Genomic DNA, 17,386 nt, shown 5'->3' on the forward strand with positions numbered 1-17,386 from the left:
CGGAATCAAAATAAAAAGGACCGCTTTCCGTCAGGGAAGCGGTTTTTTGTTGATACTTTTTTTCAATTCGGTCAAAATACCTTCGAGCCCATTGATTCTGATTTCGTACATCGTGCTCAGCCACATCCCGAGCTTACCTTCTGGAAAACCTTGCCGATGCATCCAAACCAAATAATGCTCCGGGATGTCGCACAAGAGTCTTCCTTTGTACTTCCCAAAGGGCATCGTCTTGGTCACGAGGTCAATCAGAATTTGTCTATCCATTTTTGAGCTTTTCGGGAATTGAAATCTGGGACAATTTCAGGGATAAAAACCAATGGTCAAAACATATACACAAATGCAGGGTTTTCATTCCGATATAGCGCAATTCGAAGTAAATTAGGGGAAAATTCAACAGCCAAAATGAAATCTATCACTTTTAGCAACGGCGACCAAATGCCGATGATTGGTTTGGGAACATGGAAATCCAAGCCAGGCGAGGTCTATCAAGCAGTCTTATGGGCAATCGAATCCGGCTACCGACATATCGATTGTGCCGCGATATACAACAATGAAAAGGAGGTTGGGCAGGCGTTGCAGAAGGCATTTTCAGACAACTTGGTGAAAAGGGAAGAAATGTTCATCACTTCCAAGCTCTGGAACAGCAACCACCGCCTCGATGACGTTGTTCCCGCCATCAAATCCACGCTGAAGGATCTTCGACTTGATTATTTGGATTTGTACCTCATCCATTGGCCGATCAGCTTCAAGCACGGTGTGGGTTTTGCGCAGACCCGGGAAGAGTTTTTTACCTACCAGGATATTCCGCTTTCGCAGACTTGGGCTGGAATGGAGATATGCAAAGAAAAGGGCTTGGCAAGGCATATTGGGGTTTCCAATTTTAACATCTCCAAGCTGGAAGAAATCACCAAGTCTGGAAAGCATGCGCCTGAAATGAACCAGGTGGAATTGCATCCGTTTTTGCCTCAAGACAAATTGGTTGAATTCTGTAAGTCAAACGGCATCCACCTGACGGCTTACTCACCTTTGGGTTCGGGGGACCGCGCTGCGGCGATCAAAAAAGCCGATGAACCAAACCTGCTTGGTCATCCGCTGATTCAGGAATTGGCAAAGAAACACAATGCCACAGCAGGACAAATACTGATTGCCTATTCATTGGCGCGCGGTATCGTGGTCATTCCCAAATCCGTGAATCAAGAGCGTATCGCCCAAAACCTCCAAGCCTATGGGATTGAATTGGACGGGACAGATATGGAAAAGTTGGCTAATATTGGCACGAAGTATCGGTTTGTCGACGGCTCGTTTTTCACCGGAGCAATCAGTCCGTACAAGCTTTCAGATCTTTGGGAAAAAGAGTAGGTCTGCTCCTAGCTGTTTTTAAGCAACCTGATTACCAGTATTTCCCATTCTTCATCCAAGGAAATGTCCGGGCGGCTTTCCGCAGCCCTGCGGTACCAGTAGTCAGCATTCCAAATGTCTCCTTCTTTTCGGTGCAGGTAGGCGTGAATACGCGCGTACACTTTTCCATCCGGCCCATCGACGAGATCGTGTGCCTTTTGCCAGTTGCCCTTTGCATCATACCAGAGTGCCTGCAAAGGAGCGCCGATATGGCTCGGGGGCGATGGATTCGCGATTGATGCTACAAAATCCTCAAGGCTCATTTTCGGGGCGTCCGGGGTCCAAGGTTGAAACTGTCACTTCGCTGACCCTACTCAGGGCATTGAGCCGGATGATGGCCATCAGGGGCTCGGCATTCTTCGCCACGCCCTCACAATCGGTGCTTGGCTCAAAGTAATAAATGTAAAACGACTGGCTTCTGTTGGCCAGTTCCACCCGGTCCGGTCTGCCGAAGGTCTTGATCAAGGCTTGGTTGTCCTTTCCCAGAATATCGTCTTTCACGGCCTTAAAGTCATCGACCTCCTGCGCCCTCAGGCCCAGACACCCGTTGCGGTCTTTTTTCCAGTTGTCGAGATCCACATTTTTGAGCTCAATTTTGGAGGAACAAGCCTGTATGCCAACAATGAAAATCAACAAAACAATACTAAACAGTCTTGGTCGCATGGATCCCGGGTTTTTTGATGTTGGATTGAAAATGTCTGATCGTATCAAAGTTGAATACGAGCCAGATGTAGCTTACCGAAGATATCAGAACCGACAGCAAAATGGGAAACGGACCTGAAAGCATTCCATTTGAAATCCACCAAATCCCTACACCAAAGACGGCAATCCTGAAGATCTCCTGAAATTGGAACCACCTGTTCTGTTCAAAAATCCCGGAAAAACTGACCGTGGTCCAAATGATCAACACTGACACACCCAGCTTTGCCCAAGCATCGAAACTGGAGACATTGAAGAGAAAAAAAGCTGTCAAACCGAGCAACAAGACGTATTGAAAAAACACGTAATAGTTGAGCGGGGCGGGAACGGTCGTATCAAATTTCTTGAAGTCCTTTGGCACTTCCTTTACGGTCCGGTAGCCGCCAAGGTACTCGGGAAGCCACCCGGGTTTGTTGAAGAGGTATTTGACCTTATCCGAAAACTTCGGAATCATCTTCAGTTCCTCCTTCATGGTCGCGTAGTGCGCCAAGTTGACCCAGACTGGATTCCAGCTATTGACAGGTGTTGTGATGCCGTAGGTCGGACGCTCTTCCTCTTCTTGAAACGTGCCAAACCATTTGTCAAAAATGATAAAGGTGCCGCCATGGTTTTTGTCTATGTACTTTGGGTTGCGGCCATGATGGACGCGGTGGTGGGAGGGCGTATTCATGAATTTCTCCAAAAATCCCATCCTATCGATTGCCTCTGTATGGATCCAGAATTGGTACAGGAGATTGATACCGGATACCAAAACAAGCGAAATAGGATCAAACCCGATGACCGCCAAAGGCAGGTAAAACATAAAGGTCCAAATCGTTTGGGTGGAGCTTTGCCGCAGCGCTACGGAGAGATTGTATTCTTCGGAGGAATGATGGACCACATGTCCTCCCCAAAAGAGGTTGATCTCATGGCTCAACCTGTGCGCCCAATAGTAGCAGAAATCGTACAGGAAAAACAGCAGCAGAAATGTCCAGATATTGTTGGGAATCGAAAACAGCGCCAATTTTTCAAACAAAAAGGTGTAGATGCCGATAGAGAGGACCTTCAGGAAAACCCCTGTGACCTGGGAGACCACGCCGCAGTTGATATTGGTGATAGCGTCATTGAGTCGATAGGAGGGATTCTTTTGGAACCTCAGCACGAGCAGTTCGATTCCCATCAGGATAAAATACATGGGTATCGCGATGACGACTGGACTCAGATTCATTTTAGTATCAGTTAATTGGGCTGCAAATGTGGGAAATCTACCAATAAAAACCCAAAAAGGGAAAAACAGTTTCGGTTTTTGTCTAGTCTTTAATCTCTATATTAGCGTCCAAAATTCAAGGTTATCATGTATTATCGGTTTGGCAAAGTATTCCATTTCATCAGTATTCTTTTGTTTGTATTCGTCTTTTTGTACACCTATTCCGCCCTGCCGGATTTGGTGGGATTTGAGCAGAGTGAGTCGGGTGAGTTTACAAAAAGCGGCAGTAAGAGCACTTTTTTCTACATAGGGATCATCGCATTTGGCGTTTTGAACCTGATCTTGGCCTTGCCAGCCAAGATGATCGAAAAGCAAAGTACGCCAAACCTAAAGCGGCTTTTTCCAAAGGGGGATTCGATTACCGACTACATGGTCACTTGGATGTACAGTTTTATGGGTGTGATCAATGTCTCGCTCTCCATCATGAGCCTATTTGTCCATGCGATCAACAACCAGAATGAAATCGGGACAGGTAGCTTCGCATTTTTCTTTTACCTCGTTCCTGTACTTTTCGTGGTTTGGATTATAGCACTGTTTTGGATATTGTTGCAGAAGTTCAAAAGCATTCAGCAATAGCTGAGGGAAGGAATGTTTCTTTCATGAAAAAAGACTAGAAAAAGGGAAAACCAGCATGGCAGAAAACATCAAATACACCGAAGACAGTATCAAGTCGCTTGATTGGAGGGAACATATCCGATTGAGGCCGGGGATGTACATCGGTAAGCTAGGGGATGGAAGTGCACAGGATGACGGCATTTACGTACTTGTCAAGGAGGTCGTCGACAACAGTATCGACGAACACATGATGGGCTACGGTAAAACCATCGATATCAAAATCTCCGAACACCGCGTCGAAGTGCGTGACTACGGGAGGGGCATACCCTTGGGAAAAGTCATAGATTGTGTCTCCAAAATCAATACCGGTGGCAAGTACGATTCCGGGGCCTTCCAAAAATCTGTCGGTCTGAACGGCGTTGGTACCAAAGCGGTCAACGCACTCTCGGATTACTTCAAGGTCCAATCCTTTCGTGACGGTGAAACCAAAGTGGCGGAGTTTGAGAAAGGAATCCTCAAAGAAGATAAAGCTGTCGAAAAATCCAGCGAACGAAACGGTACCAAGGTGATCTTCACTCCGGATGCCACGATTTTCAAGCATTACCATTTTATCCCCGAATACCTCGAAAACCAGATTTGGAACTACGCATTCCTGAATGCGGGCCTGACGATCAACTATAATGGGAAGAAATTCTTTTCGGAAAAGGGGCTCTATGACCTGCTGATGCGCAAGGTAGACGAGGAAAGCATCCGCTATCCCGTCATCCACCTGAAGGGAAATGACATTGAGATCGCCTTGACCCACTCCAACCAATACGGAGAGGAATACTATTCCTTCGTCAATGGACAATTTACGACCCAAGGCGGAACCCACTTGGCGGCGTTTAGGGAGGCCGTGGTAAAGACGATCCGGGAGTTTTACAAAAAGGAATTCGATGCCTCGGACATCAGGCAAAGTATCGTGGCAGCAATCGCCGTACGCGTGCAGGAACCGGTGTTTGAGTCCCAGACAAAAACAAAGCTTGGTTCCCAAAATATCGGCCCGGATGGCCCTACGCTGAGGACGTTTGTCAATGATTTCGTGAAGACGGAGCTGGACAACTACCTCCACAAGAACCCCTCAGTCGCCGACGCGCTCCTGAAGCGAATCCTGCAATCCGAAAGGGAAAGGAAGGAAATTTCGGGTATCAAGAAATTGGCCAACGAACGTGCAAAGAAGGCTAACTTACACAACAAGAAATTGAGGGATTGCCGGGTGCATTATGATGACCCAAAAGCAGAAGAGGAATCCAAGAACCGCTCGATGCTCTTCATCACCGAAGGTGACTCCGCCTCCGGTTCCATTACCAAATCCCGGGATGTGCAGACGCAGGCGGTATTCTCACTTCGTGGAAAGCCGCTCAACTGCTATGGCATGACCAAAAAAGTGGTCTATGAAAACGAGGAATTCAACCTGCTGCAGCATGCGCTCAATATCGAGGACGGCATTGAGGGATTGCGCTACCGGAAAATCGTGATCGCCACCGATGCTGACGTAGACGGGATGCACATCCGCCTGCTTATCATGACATACTTCTTGCAGTTTTTCCCTGACCTGGTCAGAAATGGACACCTGTTTATTCTTGATACGCCTTTGTTCCGGGTCAGAAACAAAAAGGAAACGATCTACTGTTACACCGACGAGGAGCGGCAGCGTGCAATCCACAAGCTTGGAAAAACTGCGGAAATCACCCGGTTCAAGGGCTTGGGGGAAATATCTCCGGATGAATTCGGGAAATTTATCGGAGATGACATCCGCTTGGAACCGATCATCCTGAATAAGGAAACCAAAATATCGGACCTGCTCAATTTCTACATGGGCAAGAATACGCCCGACCGTCAGAACTTTATCATCGAAAATCTCAAGATAGAAAAGGACATTGTCTTTGACGATCCGGCAAAGAAGGAGGCAGAGGAGAGTGAGGCGGCTTGAGATTGGTACTCCATGGTCGCGATTCACTACATGTCTGAGCATCTTAGGCGTGAGATTTTCTTGCGGAATTGATAATGCGAAAAAGGGAAAATGAAATTCCTTCAATTTAAAAATGATCAGAAAGCTCAAAAATGACTGATAACCCTTTAGATAAACCCGAAAAAGACGAAAGCCTTCACGAATCGATCCCCGTCACGGGAATGTATAAGGACTGGTTTTTGGATTATGCTTCTTATGTGATTTTGGAACGGGCCGTTCCGGCAATTGAAGACGGTCTGAAGCCGGTACAGCGCCGCATCCTGCACGCCATGAAGGAAATGGACGATGGCCGCTTCAACAAAGTCGCCAATATCATTGGCCAGTCCATGCAATACCATCCGCACGGGGATGCTTCTATAGGGGAGGCCATTGTCAACATGGGCCAAAAGGATCTCCTGATCGAAACCCAGGGCAATTGGGGCGATATCCGCACAGGAGATGGCTCCGCGGCGCCGAGGTACATCGAGGCAAGGCTTTCGAAATTTGCCTTGGAGGTGGTTTTCAATCCACAAACTACAGAATGGCAGCTTTCCTACGATGGCAGAAAACGGGAACCGGTGACTTTGCCAGTCAAGTTTCCCCTGCTATTGGCCCAAGGCGTAGAGGGGATTGCTGTGGGCCTTTCGACCAAAATCCTGCCCCACAATTTCATCGAGTTGATTTTGGGTTCGATCCAAATCCTCAAAGGAGAGAAGACGAATATACTTCCAGACTTCCCGACAGGTGGCTTGGCGGATTTTTCGGAATACAATGAGGGCTTCCGAGGCGGTCGGATCAAGGTCAGGGCAAGGATAGAAGAAGAGGACAACAAGACACTGTTGATCAAAGACATACCATTCGGTACGACGACCAATACCCTGATCGAATCCATTATCAAGGCCAACGACAAGGGCAAGATCAAAATCAAAAAGGTGGTCGACAATACTGCCAAGGACGTCGAGATCCAAATCCAATTGGCACCAGGCCAGTCTCCCGATATGACCATCGACGCGCTCTACGCGTTCACTGACTGCGAGGTGAGCATATCACCAAACGCCTGTGTGATTATCGATGAAAAGCCTGTTTTCCTCACGGTCAACGACATCCTTGAGCGAAATACCTTCCAAACGAAGGAATTGCTCAGACGAGAGCTCGAAATCAGGAAAGCGGAATTGATGGAAAAGCTGCTTTTTTCTTCCCTGGAAAAAATATTCATCGAAAACAGAATCTATAGGGATATCGAAGAGTGCGAAACCTGGGAGGCGGTCATCCAGACAATTGACAAAGGACTCGACCCCTTCAAGCCTGAGTTTTACAGGGAAATCACGACTGAGGATATCGTCCGTTTGACGGAAATCAAGATCAAGCGAATTTCGAAGTTTGATGCTTTCAAAGCTGATGAATTGATGCGCAGGCTACAGGAAGAGCTCAAGGAAGTCAATTACAACCTAAAGCACCTAACTGAGTACGCCATCAAGTACTATCAAAACTTGTTGGACAAGTATGGCAAAGGAAGGGAGCGAAAGACTGAAATACGGACTTTTGACACCATTCAGGCCACGGTAGTTGCTGCGAACAATGCCAAACTGTATGTCAACCGAGCGGATGGGTTTGTGGGATATGGCTTGAAAAAGGATGAGTTTGTTTGCGACTGCTCGGATTTGGATGACGTGATCGTGTTCAGGCGGGATGGAAATTGTGTGGTCACCAAAATTCAGGAAAAGGGTTTTGTGGGCAAAGACATTATCCATGTCGCCGTCTTTAGAAAAGGAGACGAACGCATGGTCTACAACCTCGTGTACCTGGATGGAGGTTCAGGAAAGGCCATGGTGAAGCGTTTCCAGGTTCTGGGCGTGACAAGGGATCGGGAATACGACCTGACCAAAGGAACCAAGGGATCCAAGGTACTCTATCTTTCAGCCAATCCCAATGGTGAAGCCGAGGTGATCTCCGTCCACTTGACCCAAGGGGCCAAAGCGAGGGTCAAGGTATTCGATTTTGACTTTAGCACAATTGAGATCAAAGGAAGGTCAGCGGGCGGAAACATCCTGACCAAATATCCGATTCGGAAGATTCAATGGAAAATGGCAGGAACCTCAACTCTGGGGGGCTTGGACATCTACTACGACGCGTCGATTGGCCGGTTGAATACCGATGCACGTGGCCGAAAAATCGGGAATTTTCTTGGAGAAGATCGCATTTTGGTGTTTTACAAAAACGGTGAATATGAGCTGACGACCTTTGAGCTCACCAACCGCTACGAAGCAAAAGATGTATTGTTTATCGAAAAATTTAAGCCTGAGGCTGTGATTTCAGCCATTTATTGGGATGGGGCGAGCAAGAACTACTTCGTGAAGCGTTTCCTGATCGAAACGACCACCATCAACAAGAAATTCAGTATTGTCACCGATCACAAGCAGTCCTATCTCAAAATAGTATCTACCGAAAGCCAACCGCAGGTCAAGGCGAAACTTCAGAAAGGGAAAGATATCGAGGAGCAGGAATTTGACCTCGATATGCTCATCGATGTCAAGGGCTGGAAGGCGATAGGTAACAAACTCAGCACGCATACGGTCTTGGAGGTGCAACTGATAGAATCCACAAAACCCGAAACATCGGAACCCACCGAAACCACAGAAGAGACCGATGACGAGGACTTGGAAATAGGGGATACGATCGAGTTCAAGATCAAGAAAAAGGACGAAGACGAACAGTTAGGCTTGTTCTAAACAAAAAAGCATCCTCGATTGGATGCTTTTTTGTTGTTGGCCTATTTTCGAATGATCGGCAGACTTACACTGCTTGGATACTTGCTCGAATGGTGGATCGTATTCGTAGCCACGATCCCAGTCGTTTCATCGTAGGTGTTGCCGCCGGTGTTCATGTTCCTGTCAAACCTTGGGAAATTGGAACTTGAAATCTCGATGCGGATTCGATGTCCTTTTTCAAAGTAATTGGAGGTAGACATGGGTGTCATATTCACTTCATAGACTTTTCCCTTTTCCATCCACACTTCTTTCTCGTAACCTTCCCGGTATCGCACCCTTTGGATGGTTTCGTCTAGATTATATGCTTTTCCGTCGGGATAGACGTCAATTAGCTTGATGGTAAGGTCGGTATCCTTGACATCAGAGGAAAGGAAAAGTTTGGCCTCGATGAAGCCGCTCACTTCGATTCCTTCTGTCAGTGGCTCTGATGTGTATACGAGGATATCGTTCCGCAGCTCCATTTCCTGCTGGTCAAAAGCACCTCCCTGTACTGCATTTCCCGTGCAGCAGACATTCCCCCCGTAGGACGTTACCGGATTCATCGGGTCGTAGGTGAATGTGTCTGGGTTGTCCCTGCCTGCTTTCTTGGCTCCCAAAACACCATCTCCCAGTCTTGAATTGGCTTTGCCGGCACTGTTGAGGAAATAGGTCGTCATGACGGCCTCCTTGGGGGGCCAAGTGTCTGAGGTCTGCCATTTGTTGGAACCCATGGTGAAATAGGTCACGCGGGGCATTTTTCCCGGCGATTGGTTTTGGTCTCCTTTGAGCCAAAAGTCAAACCAGCCATAGGTCATATCGTTGTAGGGCAACCGTGCATCTCCCATGCTTCTTTCGCCTACGATCGTATTCTCCGTCGCACGGGTAAACGCACAGTGCAACGTCGGCGCAATCACCAAATACTGATTATCACGGACCTCTGGGTCTTTGGCATTTTCCCTCACATGGTTGAACAAAGCAATGTTTGGACTTGCAGACACATCGTACCAGGATACAAACCAGTAGCTCGGTACGCCAATATCCATATGGTCATGGTAAAGCCCACCTTCATACCACTTTGGGTCATTTGGTTTTCGGGTAATCATTTCTTCATAAATCCCCATCGGGCCTCCGACGTTTTTGATGATATCCTGAATCGGCAAATGGCTTAACGCTTTTGACCAATCTACCGCAGGATACCTTGGGGCCATATCATAAAAACGCTGCAACCGCAACAAATCCTCCTGCTGAATTCCCTCAGGTAGTTTCGGAGCCATTGGGTCATGCTGGGTGCTGTACAGCCATGCAGTGAACAACATCTGACCGGCGCCACCTCGATACCAGTTTCCCTGCTCGACATAGGGGCCCACTTTTCCTACACCCGCTCCAAAAGCCTGGGGAATCATCGCTGCATGCGCGGGGTGGTTCATGGCGGCGACCGCCATCTGCCATTCGGCTGTGGAAGAACAACCAATCGTTCCGATCTTTCCATTGCTCCAAGGCTGTGCGGCCATCCAACTGAATGCATCATAACCATCTGTAAGCGGAGTGCCCAAAATATCCCATTCACCTTCCGAAAAAAACCTTCCCCTTTCATTTTGGACCACATAGGCGTATCCGCGCTGAACCGCTTCATAGGCTGTTTCCAAAGTTCTTGTGACTAGTTGCCCGTCCCTGTAGCTGTTGAAGTTGTAGGGAGTTCTTGAAAAAATGATTGGGACTTTTTGATCGGTTTTTGGACGGTAGATATCTGTGGCCAACCGAACGCCATCACGCATCGGCATCATGACCTTCTGATCAATGATTGCGATTTCTTCCAGTTTTTGGAGGATGTTTTTTTCTTGTCCAAGTGCAAGCCCCGATACGAATAGGAGCATGAGAAGATGGACCAGGAATGTTTTTCTCATAGTATTGGATTGATGTTGGAATCAATTTATGGTTAATTCCCGAAAAAGTACAGCATCTGGTAAAGAAACGGTCTAAATCCCTTACCAGTTTTCGGAATATCCGTCCATGTCCTCCGTCCTTTTTTTGTCCATTTGGCGGATTTCCTCCAGAACCCGGTGTTCTGCTAGTAATCGAAAAGTGAAGAGGTGATTGTGTGTCTTGACGAGGTATCGATGGGCTGCATTGGGGATGTGGATCGGAACCCGCATCAGACGCCTGTCATCCTTTCCGAATGATGGCTTGACAGCGCCCCCAAAAAAGTAGGGCCAAAGTGTCTTGGAACAGCTGATAGCAACCCTATCAATATGGTGTCTTTCCATCAATTCGTTGACTCTGATGTTGATATTTTCAAAAAATTCCAAAGTTTGATGCAATCTCACCCTCGAGCCGGCTCGGGATTTCCCTTTGGTTTTAAGATACTTGATTTGGCTTTTTCCTTGCTTTTTGCGAATCATATATGCCCGGAAGACTTTGTGGCTGCTGATTTCGCCGTTTTCAAAAAAGCCCACACTCCCTATTCCAGCCTTGATGAGGATGATCAGGATATTAAAAATGGATGCCTCGACCACTGATCCTGACACTTCGTCAAAATCCATAAAGTAGGGCAATCGTAGCCGGAACTTCAAATCCCCGTTTTTTTCATATCCCTCAAGGGTTTGTGTTGATTTTGTCCAATTGAACCTTACACCCAGAATTCTTTGCCGATTGAGGAAGTTTTTGGCCAAATTCATGTCTATTTTTTCCCAATGCATAAGTTTTTTGAAGGAGAGATCAAAAATGGCTTAATTTTTGTAATTTACATACGGAAAAACACCATTGATGATATGCCTGTTTTGGGAAGAGTTAATATTCAAATAGCCAATTTCGAAGGAATTTTTCTCAGCGACAAACAAACTACCGTCTTAAATCGTTGATGAATAGATAATTAAAATGTCACATTCCGTCCGAATGGTCATAATTTTTGGTGTTTTCATACGTTGTGTCTAAAAATAAACTGGAATAATCCATGGAATTGAATAAAATCATATTGCTCCACGAAGACTTTCTTGCCGATTTTGGTTTTTCTCTGGAACAAAAACAACTGCGTTATTCGAAGAGCTTTGGAGAAGGAAAGCAGATTATCTTTTTCCACCATACGCATCATCAAGACGCCTTATATGTCGAGTATCAATTGGGGATTCGGTTTGATCAGGTTGAAGCGATCATTCACAAATTCCTCCCGACTTTGGGAGACTACAAAGATCGCAGCATTACTTTGGTCGAGACACTCGACCGGATAAATCCTGAAATGCCGAGAAGGTATTTTCTCAAAAACGACCTGGAAATCAGGCCTGTCATTTCTAAAGTTGAGGAATTTCTAGTGAAGGAAGGATTTAGGTGGCTGGATAAGTATACTTATGGTCGTCAGTTGGAAAAATTCTTCAATGATGATCCCGATCGTAACATTGCGACGCAGAATTTTACGTATCGCTCTTCTCGAGGTATTACGTTAGCGAGACTTTACAATCCGCATCGTTATAAGGCTGTGAAGGATCTATATCTTGCCAGGATGGAGGAAATGCAGGTTACACCATTTACAGTGGCCTGTTTCCTCAATCTCATTGATTTTCTTGATAATATGGATTGATCAACCTGTTTTCAGTTTTAATCCTTCATACGATTGCAACATTCTTTGGGTGGTCATCTTGGTCATCCATTTTTTTATTTGTGCGGGAAGCAGCCTGGAAAAAGCGAATATTATCCTTACGACTTTGCCGGGAATAATCTCTGTTTTTCCCTTTAGTGTTTGAATTATTGCGTAGTCTGCAACCTGTTCCGGATACAGGAGCGATATGGTTTGGATGAAGTTGCAAGCGCTGTTCATTTTGAAAAATTTGATATTCGAATTGACACCACCCGGGCACAGGACAGAAACCTTTGTGTTTGTATTGCCAAGTTCTAATGCAAGGCTTTTGGTAAAATAGTGGACATATGATTTGGTAGCACCGTAGATTTGTTTGTAGGGTCCGGCAAAATGCACGATCATGCTACTTACATTAAGAATGTAGGACAACTGTTGCTTAAGTAAAATAGGTAAGATACCATGTGTAATAATCGTTAATGCCTTGATATTCAATTGGATCATCCGGTCGAATGTTTGATAATCCTCGTTTGAAAACTGCGCATAACCGCCCATGCCCGCATTGTTGATGAGAAAGCTGACAGGATAATCTTTTGAGGTGACATAATTGACCAGTTTTTCGCAGTTTGATTCCACTGTAAGGTCCATTTCCACAAAATCGACATTGACCCCGAAATTGACTCGAATGGTTTGGCATAGCTCTGGCAGACCGGTATTGGGCAGCGAAACCAAAAGCAGGTCCATTTGCCGTTTGGAGCATTCGATGGCAAAGGCTTTGCCCAATCCGTCTGAGGATCCTGTAATCAAAGCGAAGTGTCTCATGGGTTCAGTTGTTTATTAGTGAAACTATTGTTGTTTTGAGGGCATCTTCAAAGGGTGTAATTTTGTAGCCGATTTGCCCCACAGCCTTGCTACAATCGCAGGCAGCATTTTGGCCCAAACGAACCACGAAATCCGGTGTTATCGAAGGCTCTCGTTCAAAAGATCTTGCAAGTAAAAATTCAATCCAAGAGAGGGTATTGATGGCTGTTTTTGGAGCACGTAGAACCAATCCAATTTGATTCACATTTTTCCTCATCAAATCAAACAGGCTCTCGTAACTCACGTTTTCTCCGCCTAAGAAGTATTTTTCGCCAGGTTTCCCAACCCTCATGGCTTGAATATGTCCGTCCACGATGTCGTCGATGAAGCCATAATTGCAGACTTTTTTCGGATCATATGGCATGAATACAATACGCTTTTTCATATATCCCGAGATGAGGCGGTTGATTCCCGCACTTGGGGAGGCGATTCCCGGCCCGAAAACCCGCGTAGGTCGGACAATCACAGATGGTAATCCTTCCCGAAAAGCCTTCAGGACTTCCTCTTCAGCAAGATATTTTGAGATTTCATAGTCGTTGTTGAAGCTCGCCCACCTAGGTGTCTCTTCTGTGTTTGGAATGCTGAGGGAGGGGCCGCTGACCCCACCTGTACTAGTATGTACAAACTTTTCAATGTTTCTGGCCTTTGCTGCTTGCAATACCATCTTTGTGCCATCCACATTGATTCTATAGAAATCATTTGGGTCTTTGGTCCAAAGACGCGCCAATGCAGCTACATGAAGGACTTGTTGGCAACCCTCCATGGCAGCGTGGACTGAATCATAGTCTAGCATATCCCCTCGAAAGATTCTGACATTTGGTGATTTCATGTCGCCAAGTGCATCGGGGTTCCTCGCCAGTAAATTCACTTTTTCTCCGATTGAAATCAGTTTTTTGGCAAGCCTGTTTCCCAAATAGCCGGTAGCCCCTGTGACAAAGATGCTCATGGTTTCCTCTTTTTTGTATTGAATTTATCGAGGAAAAGTGTTGGCTGGAAATTGAAAAAGATGCCATAGATGGCTCAAAATGAGCGAAAACCGGACTTAAGCAAGCCTTTTCGATGTTTAATGGTAGAAAATGAAAGTGCTCGAGAAAAGGTGGTGAATTCGACTGATTTTCCGCAAAACTCTAAAATGCATTTTGCGGAAACTGCGATACAAATAAATAGATAGGTTTAAGTTTTATATCGTATCCGGCGAATTGGAATCTCTTTCCCGTTGATTTAGGATCTTCGCTTTACTCCGCGTACTGCTTCCGCCTCCAAAGGACTATCCGGCCAAGAGTGCTTTGGGTACCTGTTTTTTAATTCTTTTCGAACTTCGAAGTAAGTTTGATTCCAGAAATTCCTCAAATCGGAAGTAACTTGGACAGGTTTGAATCCAGGAGAGAGCAAATGTATCAATAGCGGGATTTTCCCCCGATTAATCCTCGGTGTGTCCAACCAACCGAAAACCTCTTGTAGTCTCACAGCCAAGACCGGTGGCTCGCCGTGTGAAAAATACTGGATTTCAATCCAAGAGCCGCTTGGTACTTGGATTTTTTCTGGCGCCAAGTCTTGAAGGGCTTGTTGTTGGCTGTATTCCAGCGAATTGTACAGAATTGATTTGAGGTTTAGCTTATCGAGCTGTTCTTGGTTTCGAATGCCGTTCAAGTAGGGTAGGAGCCAATTTTCGGCATGTTGCAATAGTGTGGGAGTCGAAATGTCAGGCCAATTCTCTTCGGGATTCCATATCCTCAGCGACGCAAGCCGGTTTTGCAATTGCTGGACAGCGTCATCGAGGGGAAGCATCTGTTGTCCATTTTCCTTGATTGCTGTGAGTAAAGCTTCAGATTTTTCCGCTTCAGAAATGTTTTTGATTGTTTGGGATTGCAATATGATCGAGCCTATACCCAATTGGTTCTCGGCCACCAAAATTCCCTCCTTATGGTTCCATTGGATTACTCTCTTTTCCTTGACCATTCCGCGCAAGTCTTTTGGATTGAGGGGGGAAGCAAGGAAAATTTTCCCCATCTTATCCCTGGCATCTACATGGCAGACTGCAATCCAAGGCTCGTGGGCCAAGTCGTCCCTGTGCCCTATTTGCGCCAATTTTCCATTCGCCAATTGAAATTGGGCGTTGTTTCCCGGACGGGCGCTGGCAATTCTCTCAGGAAAGGCATTTGCTATCAACAGCCCTGTGACAAAGGGATCGAACGTACCATTTTCTTCGTCAATGTTCAAAATCCTTCTGTATTGATTGGCTATTTTCTCAATCTTGTCTAGTGCTTTGATCGATAGCTTTTCCCTTCTTGCCCTTCGTACAGCTTCTATGCGAAGGTTGATGTCAACACCACTCTGCTCTTCAAGCGGATCCTTTTCTTCCAAAATGGCTGCGATATCTGTGGCGAGAGCCATTTCTCCATGATCTTTTGAAATCAACAGCATGTGGGCGATTCTCGGATGTGCGGGAATTTGGCTGATGGAGACGCCATGGTCGGTCAATTTTCCGCCCTCCAGCGCCTGAATGTTCTCAAGCAATTCCTTGGCTTGAGCTACATGCCCCGCAGGAGGTGGAGTAAGCCAAGTCATCGATTTAATGTCGTTGATTCCCCAGCGAGCCAATTCCAAAACCAATGATGCCAAATCCGCTTCCTGTATCTCAGGGACCCTAAAGTCGGCTAATTTCAATTGGGTGGCTCTTGACCACAATCTCAGACATTTTCCCGGGCCAAGCCTTCCAGCCCTTCCGGTCCGTTGGTCCGCGGCATCCTTAGTGACCCGGATCGTCTCCAGTTTAGAAAGACCGGTCTTAGGATTGAATTTTGAAGTCCGTGAAAAACCTGAGTCGACAACAATTGATATACCATCTATCGTCAAACTCGTCTCCGCTATCGAAGTCGCTAGTACCACTTTGCGTTTCCCCTGTTTGTTTGGGAAAATCGCCTGTTGTTGCGCCATAGGGCTCAGTTGCCCAAAGAGTGGATGAATAGAGAAATCCGGTAGGTTTTTACGAAGGATTGCTTCGGTTTTTTTGATTTCCCCTTGTCCGGGCAAGAATGCCAATATGTCGCCGTTGGTATTTTGCGCCAAGGTCCGGACTGTTTTGGCCATCATTTCAGGCAAGATTTCGAAGTCGATATCACCTGCATATTCGACATCTACCGGAAAGGTCCTCCCTTGGCTTTGAATCACCGGAGCATCCAGTAATTTTGAAAGCTCTGGCATGTCCAACGTGGCGGACATTACGAGAATGCGCAGGTCTGGCCGCAGAACCTGTTGGATTTCCCTGCAAAGCGCCATCGCCAGATCCGCATGGATATTTCTTTCATGGAATTCGTCGAAAATCACCATGCCTACATTGTCGAGCACGGATTCATCGTGGAGCATTTTCGCGAGAATTCCCTCTGTCAAGACCTCGATTCGGGTTTTAGTCGAAACCATCGATTCAAACCGAATGCGGTAACCGACCGTTTCACCGGTTTTTTCTCCCAAGAGCTCAGCCATGCGCCAGGAAATCGACTTGGCAGCCAAGCGCCGCGGCTCGAGCATCAAGATTTTCTTTCCTGCCAAAAATCTGCAATCCAACAACGCAAGTGGCAATAGAGTACTTTTGCCAGCACCCGGAGGAGCGCCGACGATCAGGGTGTTGGAATCTTCAAGGGATTGCATAATCGCGGGAATGACTTCCCGGATGGGCAAATCGATATTTTCGAAGGGAAAGGACAATGGATAGGATTTTTTGTAAAAGTAAAAAAATACCGCTGTCCCAGTTAAAAAACGGAGACAGCGGCTAAGCTTAGTTGTTTTTTCTCGCTGGTTTCCTACTCGATTTTGGCAAATACTTTCCCGTATTCCCAGCGCACTTCAAATCCGTCAGGTTTCACTTCGTAAACAAGCCTTTCTTCCATCGTGCTTGTTTGTTGGGAAGGGACATTTACACGAAGCGCGTCCTTGGAAGCGTCGTAGGAATAGGCGCCCCACTGCTTTTCGACTTTATTGAAAATCAATGTGGACTCATACTCCCCAGGGATGATGAAGAAAGTGTATTTTCCTTTTGGTAGCGTTTGTCCTTGCACTTTGATGTCCTTTGAGATTTCAAAGGTGGTGGCATCATTTGCGCCTGCTCTCCAAACTTGGCCGATCGGAACCAAATCTCCCCAGATAACGCGGCCCTTCACAGCTGGGCTGGAATAGTTGATCGTGATCTTTGTGCCATTGATGGTGCCTTCGGCCGTTCTGGGAGGGCTTGGCTTTTCATCCTGGGCAAAAGATACGAAAGATGCAAAAGCAAATATTACAACAAGAAGTGCAGCCTTCGAAATGGTGTTGATTTTTGTTTTCATGGG

At 46.4% G+C, this 17,386-nt stretch carries 15 protein-coding genes; 5 read left to right on the forward strand and 10 right to left on the reverse strand.

All coding sequences use genetic code 11. From position 1 onward, the window contains the following. Window positions 1–30 precede the first annotated feature (30 nt). Window positions 31–264: a DUF3820 family protein gene (locus C943_RS13795; protein WP_008628873.1), complete on the reverse strand. Its 234-nt coding sequence runs from the start codon at window positions 262–264 to the stop codon at window positions 31–33. A 138-nt stretch (window positions 265–402) separates the two neighbouring features. On the opposite strand from C943_RS13795, the gene C943_RS13800 reads away from it, so the two are divergent. After that, on the forward strand, window positions 403–1,359 hold the full coding sequence (locus C943_RS13800) for an aldo/keto reductase (protein ID WP_008628876.1): 957 nt from the start codon (window positions 403–405) through the stop codon (window positions 1,357–1,359). 8 nt (window positions 1,360–1,367) lie between these two features. Here C943_RS13800 and C943_RS13805 read toward each other — a convergent pair whose 3' ends face one another. Genes C943_RS13805 through C943_RS13815 form a run of 3 tightly spaced genes read right to left on the reverse strand, consistent with a single transcriptional unit; the run spans window position 1,368 to window position 3,304 of the window. After that, window positions 1,368–1,661, reverse strand: coding sequence for a hypothetical protein (locus C943_RS13805; RefSeq protein ID WP_008628877.1), 294 nt, complete (start codon window positions 1,659–1,661; stop codon window positions 1,368–1,370). After that, window positions 1,651–2,061, reverse strand: a complete 411-nt coding sequence (locus C943_RS13810) for a hypothetical protein (RefSeq protein ID WP_008628878.1) — start codon at window positions 2,059–2,061, stop codon at window positions 1,651–1,653. The genes C943_RS13805 and C943_RS13810 overlap by 11 nt, the downstream gene beginning before the upstream one ends. After that, the gene (locus C943_RS13815; protein ID WP_008628879.1) at window positions 2,042–3,304 is read right to left on the reverse strand and encodes a sterol desaturase family protein; all 1,263 of its coding nucleotides are present in this window, start codon (window positions 3,302–3,304) and stop codon (window positions 2,042–2,044) included. Before C943_RS13815 ends, C943_RS13810 begins: the two co-directional genes overlap by 20 nt. Before the next feature lie 126 nt (window positions 3,305–3,430). Here C943_RS13815 and C943_RS13820 point away from each other — a divergent pair, with 126 nt between their 5' ends. The 3 genes from C943_RS13820 to C943_RS13830 all read left to right on the forward strand — a co-directional run bounded on the left by C943_RS13820 (window position 3,431) and on the right by C943_RS13830 (window position 8,617). Continuing rightward, window positions 3,431–3,919: a hypothetical protein gene (locus C943_RS13820; RefSeq protein WP_008628881.1), complete on the forward strand. Its 489-nt coding sequence runs from the start codon at window positions 3,431–3,433 to the stop codon at window positions 3,917–3,919. A gap of 55 nt (window positions 3,920–3,974) precedes the next feature. Beyond that, a complete protein-coding gene (locus C943_RS13825; protein ID WP_008628883.1) occupies window positions 3,975–5,870 on the forward strand; it encodes a DNA topoisomerase IV subunit B in 1,896 nt (631 codons plus the stop codon). 131 nt (window positions 5,871–6,001) lie between these two features. Next, complete coding sequence (locus C943_RS13830) at window positions 6,002–8,617, forward strand: DNA gyrase/topoisomerase IV subunit A (protein ID WP_008628886.1); 2,616 nt, start codon at window positions 6,002–6,004, stop codon at window positions 8,615–8,617. Window positions 8,618–8,658: 41 nt separating this feature from the next. Here C943_RS13830 and C943_RS13835 read toward each other — a convergent pair whose 3' ends face one another. Together C943_RS13835 and C943_RS13840 are read right to left on the reverse strand one after the other, a co-directional pair. Then, a complete protein-coding gene (locus C943_RS13835; protein WP_008628888.1) occupies window positions 8,659–10,539 on the reverse strand; it encodes a CocE/NonD family hydrolase in 1,881 nt (626 codons plus the stop codon). 81 nt (window positions 10,540–10,620) lie between these two features. Further along, window positions 10,621–11,331: a hypothetical protein gene (locus C943_RS13840; protein WP_008628892.1), complete on the reverse strand. Its 711-nt coding sequence runs from the start codon at window positions 11,329–11,331 to the stop codon at window positions 10,621–10,623. Between the two features lie 254 nt (window positions 11,332–11,585). On the opposite strand from C943_RS13840, the gene C943_RS13845 reads away from it, so the two are divergent. Beyond that, the gene (locus C943_RS13845) at window positions 11,586–12,206 is read left to right on the forward strand and encodes a hypothetical protein (protein WP_008628896.1); all 621 of its coding nucleotides are present in this window, start codon (window positions 11,586–11,588) and stop codon (window positions 12,204–12,206) included. Here the strand turns inward: C943_RS13845 and C943_RS13850 are convergent, their stop codons facing one another. The 4 genes from C943_RS13850 to C943_RS13865 form a co-directional block, all read right to left on the reverse strand. Further along, window positions 12,207–13,022, reverse strand: coding sequence for an SDR family NAD(P)-dependent oxidoreductase (locus tag C943_RS13850; protein ID WP_008628898.1), 816 nt, complete (start codon window positions 13,020–13,022; stop codon window positions 12,207–12,209). A 4-nt stretch (window positions 13,023–13,026) separates the two neighbouring features. Beyond that, the gene (locus C943_RS13855; protein WP_008628900.1) at window positions 13,027–14,007 is read right to left on the reverse strand and encodes an NAD-dependent epimerase/dehydratase family protein; all 981 of its coding nucleotides are present in this window, start codon (window positions 14,005–14,007) and stop codon (window positions 13,027–13,029) included. Window positions 14,008–14,282: 275 nt separating this feature from the next. Continuing rightward, complete coding sequence (hrpB, locus tag C943_RS13860) at window positions 14,283–16,766, reverse strand: ATP-dependent helicase HrpB (RefSeq protein ID WP_008628901.1); 2,484 nt, start codon at window positions 16,764–16,766, stop codon at window positions 14,283–14,285. Window positions 16,767–16,861: 95 nt separating this feature from the next. Further along, complete coding sequence (locus tag C943_RS13865) at window positions 16,862–17,383, reverse strand: DUF2911 domain-containing protein (protein WP_008628903.1); 522 nt, start codon at window positions 17,381–17,383, stop codon at window positions 16,862–16,864. Window positions 17,384–17,386: the final 3 nt, after the last annotated feature.

This window comes from Mariniradius saccharolyticus AK6 (assembly GCF_000330725.2).
Classification (GTDB): Bacteria; Bacteroidota; Bacteroidia; order Cytophagales; family Cyclobacteriaceae; genus Mariniradius; species Mariniradius saccharolyticus.

Coding starts and splice junctions, on each gene's coding strand:
- C943_RS13795 (WP_008628873.1), bottom strand. CDS start 264: ATGGATAGACAAATTCTGATTGACCTCGTGACCAAGACGATGCCCTTT.
- C943_RS13800 (WP_008628876.1), top strand. CDS start 403: ATGAAATCTATCACTTTTAGCAACGGCGACCAAATGCCGATGATTGGT.
- C943_RS13805 (WP_008628877.1), bottom strand. CDS start 1,661: ATGAGCCTTGAGGATTTTGTAGCATCAATCGCGAATCCATCGCCCCCG.
- C943_RS13810 (WP_008628878.1), bottom strand. CDS start 2,061: ATGCGACCAAGACTGTTTAGTATTGTTTTGTTGATTTTCATTGTTGGC.
- C943_RS13815 (WP_008628879.1), bottom strand. CDS start 3,304: ATGAATCTGAGTCCAGTCGTCATCGCGATACCCATGTATTTTATCCTG.
- C943_RS13820 (WP_008628881.1), top strand. CDS start 3,431: ATGTATTATCGGTTTGGCAAAGTATTCCATTTCATCAGTATTCTTTTG.
- C943_RS13825 (WP_008628883.1), top strand. CDS start 3,975: ATGGCAGAAAACATCAAATACACCGAAGACAGTATCAAGTCGCTTGAT.
- C943_RS13830 (WP_008628886.1), top strand. CDS start 6,002: ATGACTGATAACCCTTTAGATAAACCCGAAAAAGACGAAAGCCTTCAC.
- C943_RS13835 (WP_008628888.1), bottom strand. CDS start 10,539: ATGAGAAAAACATTCCTGGTCCATCTTCTCATGCTCCTATTCGTATCG.
- C943_RS13840 (WP_008628892.1), bottom strand. CDS start 11,331: ATGCATTGGGAAAAAATAGACATGAATTTGGCCAAAAACTTCCTCAAT.
- C943_RS13845 (WP_008628896.1), top strand. CDS start 11,586: ATGGAATTGAATAAAATCATATTGCTCCACGAAGACTTTCTTGCCGAT.
- C943_RS13850 (WP_008628898.1), bottom strand. CDS start 13,022: ATGAGACACTTCGCTTTGATTACAGGATCCTCAGACGGATTGGGCAAA.
- C943_RS13855 (WP_008628900.1), bottom strand. CDS start 14,007: ATGAGCATCTTTGTCACAGGGGCTACCGGCTATTTGGGAAACAGGCTT.
- C943_RS13865 (WP_008628903.1), bottom strand. CDS start 17,383: ATGAAAACAAAAATCAACACCATTTCGAAGGCTGCACTTCTTGTTGTA.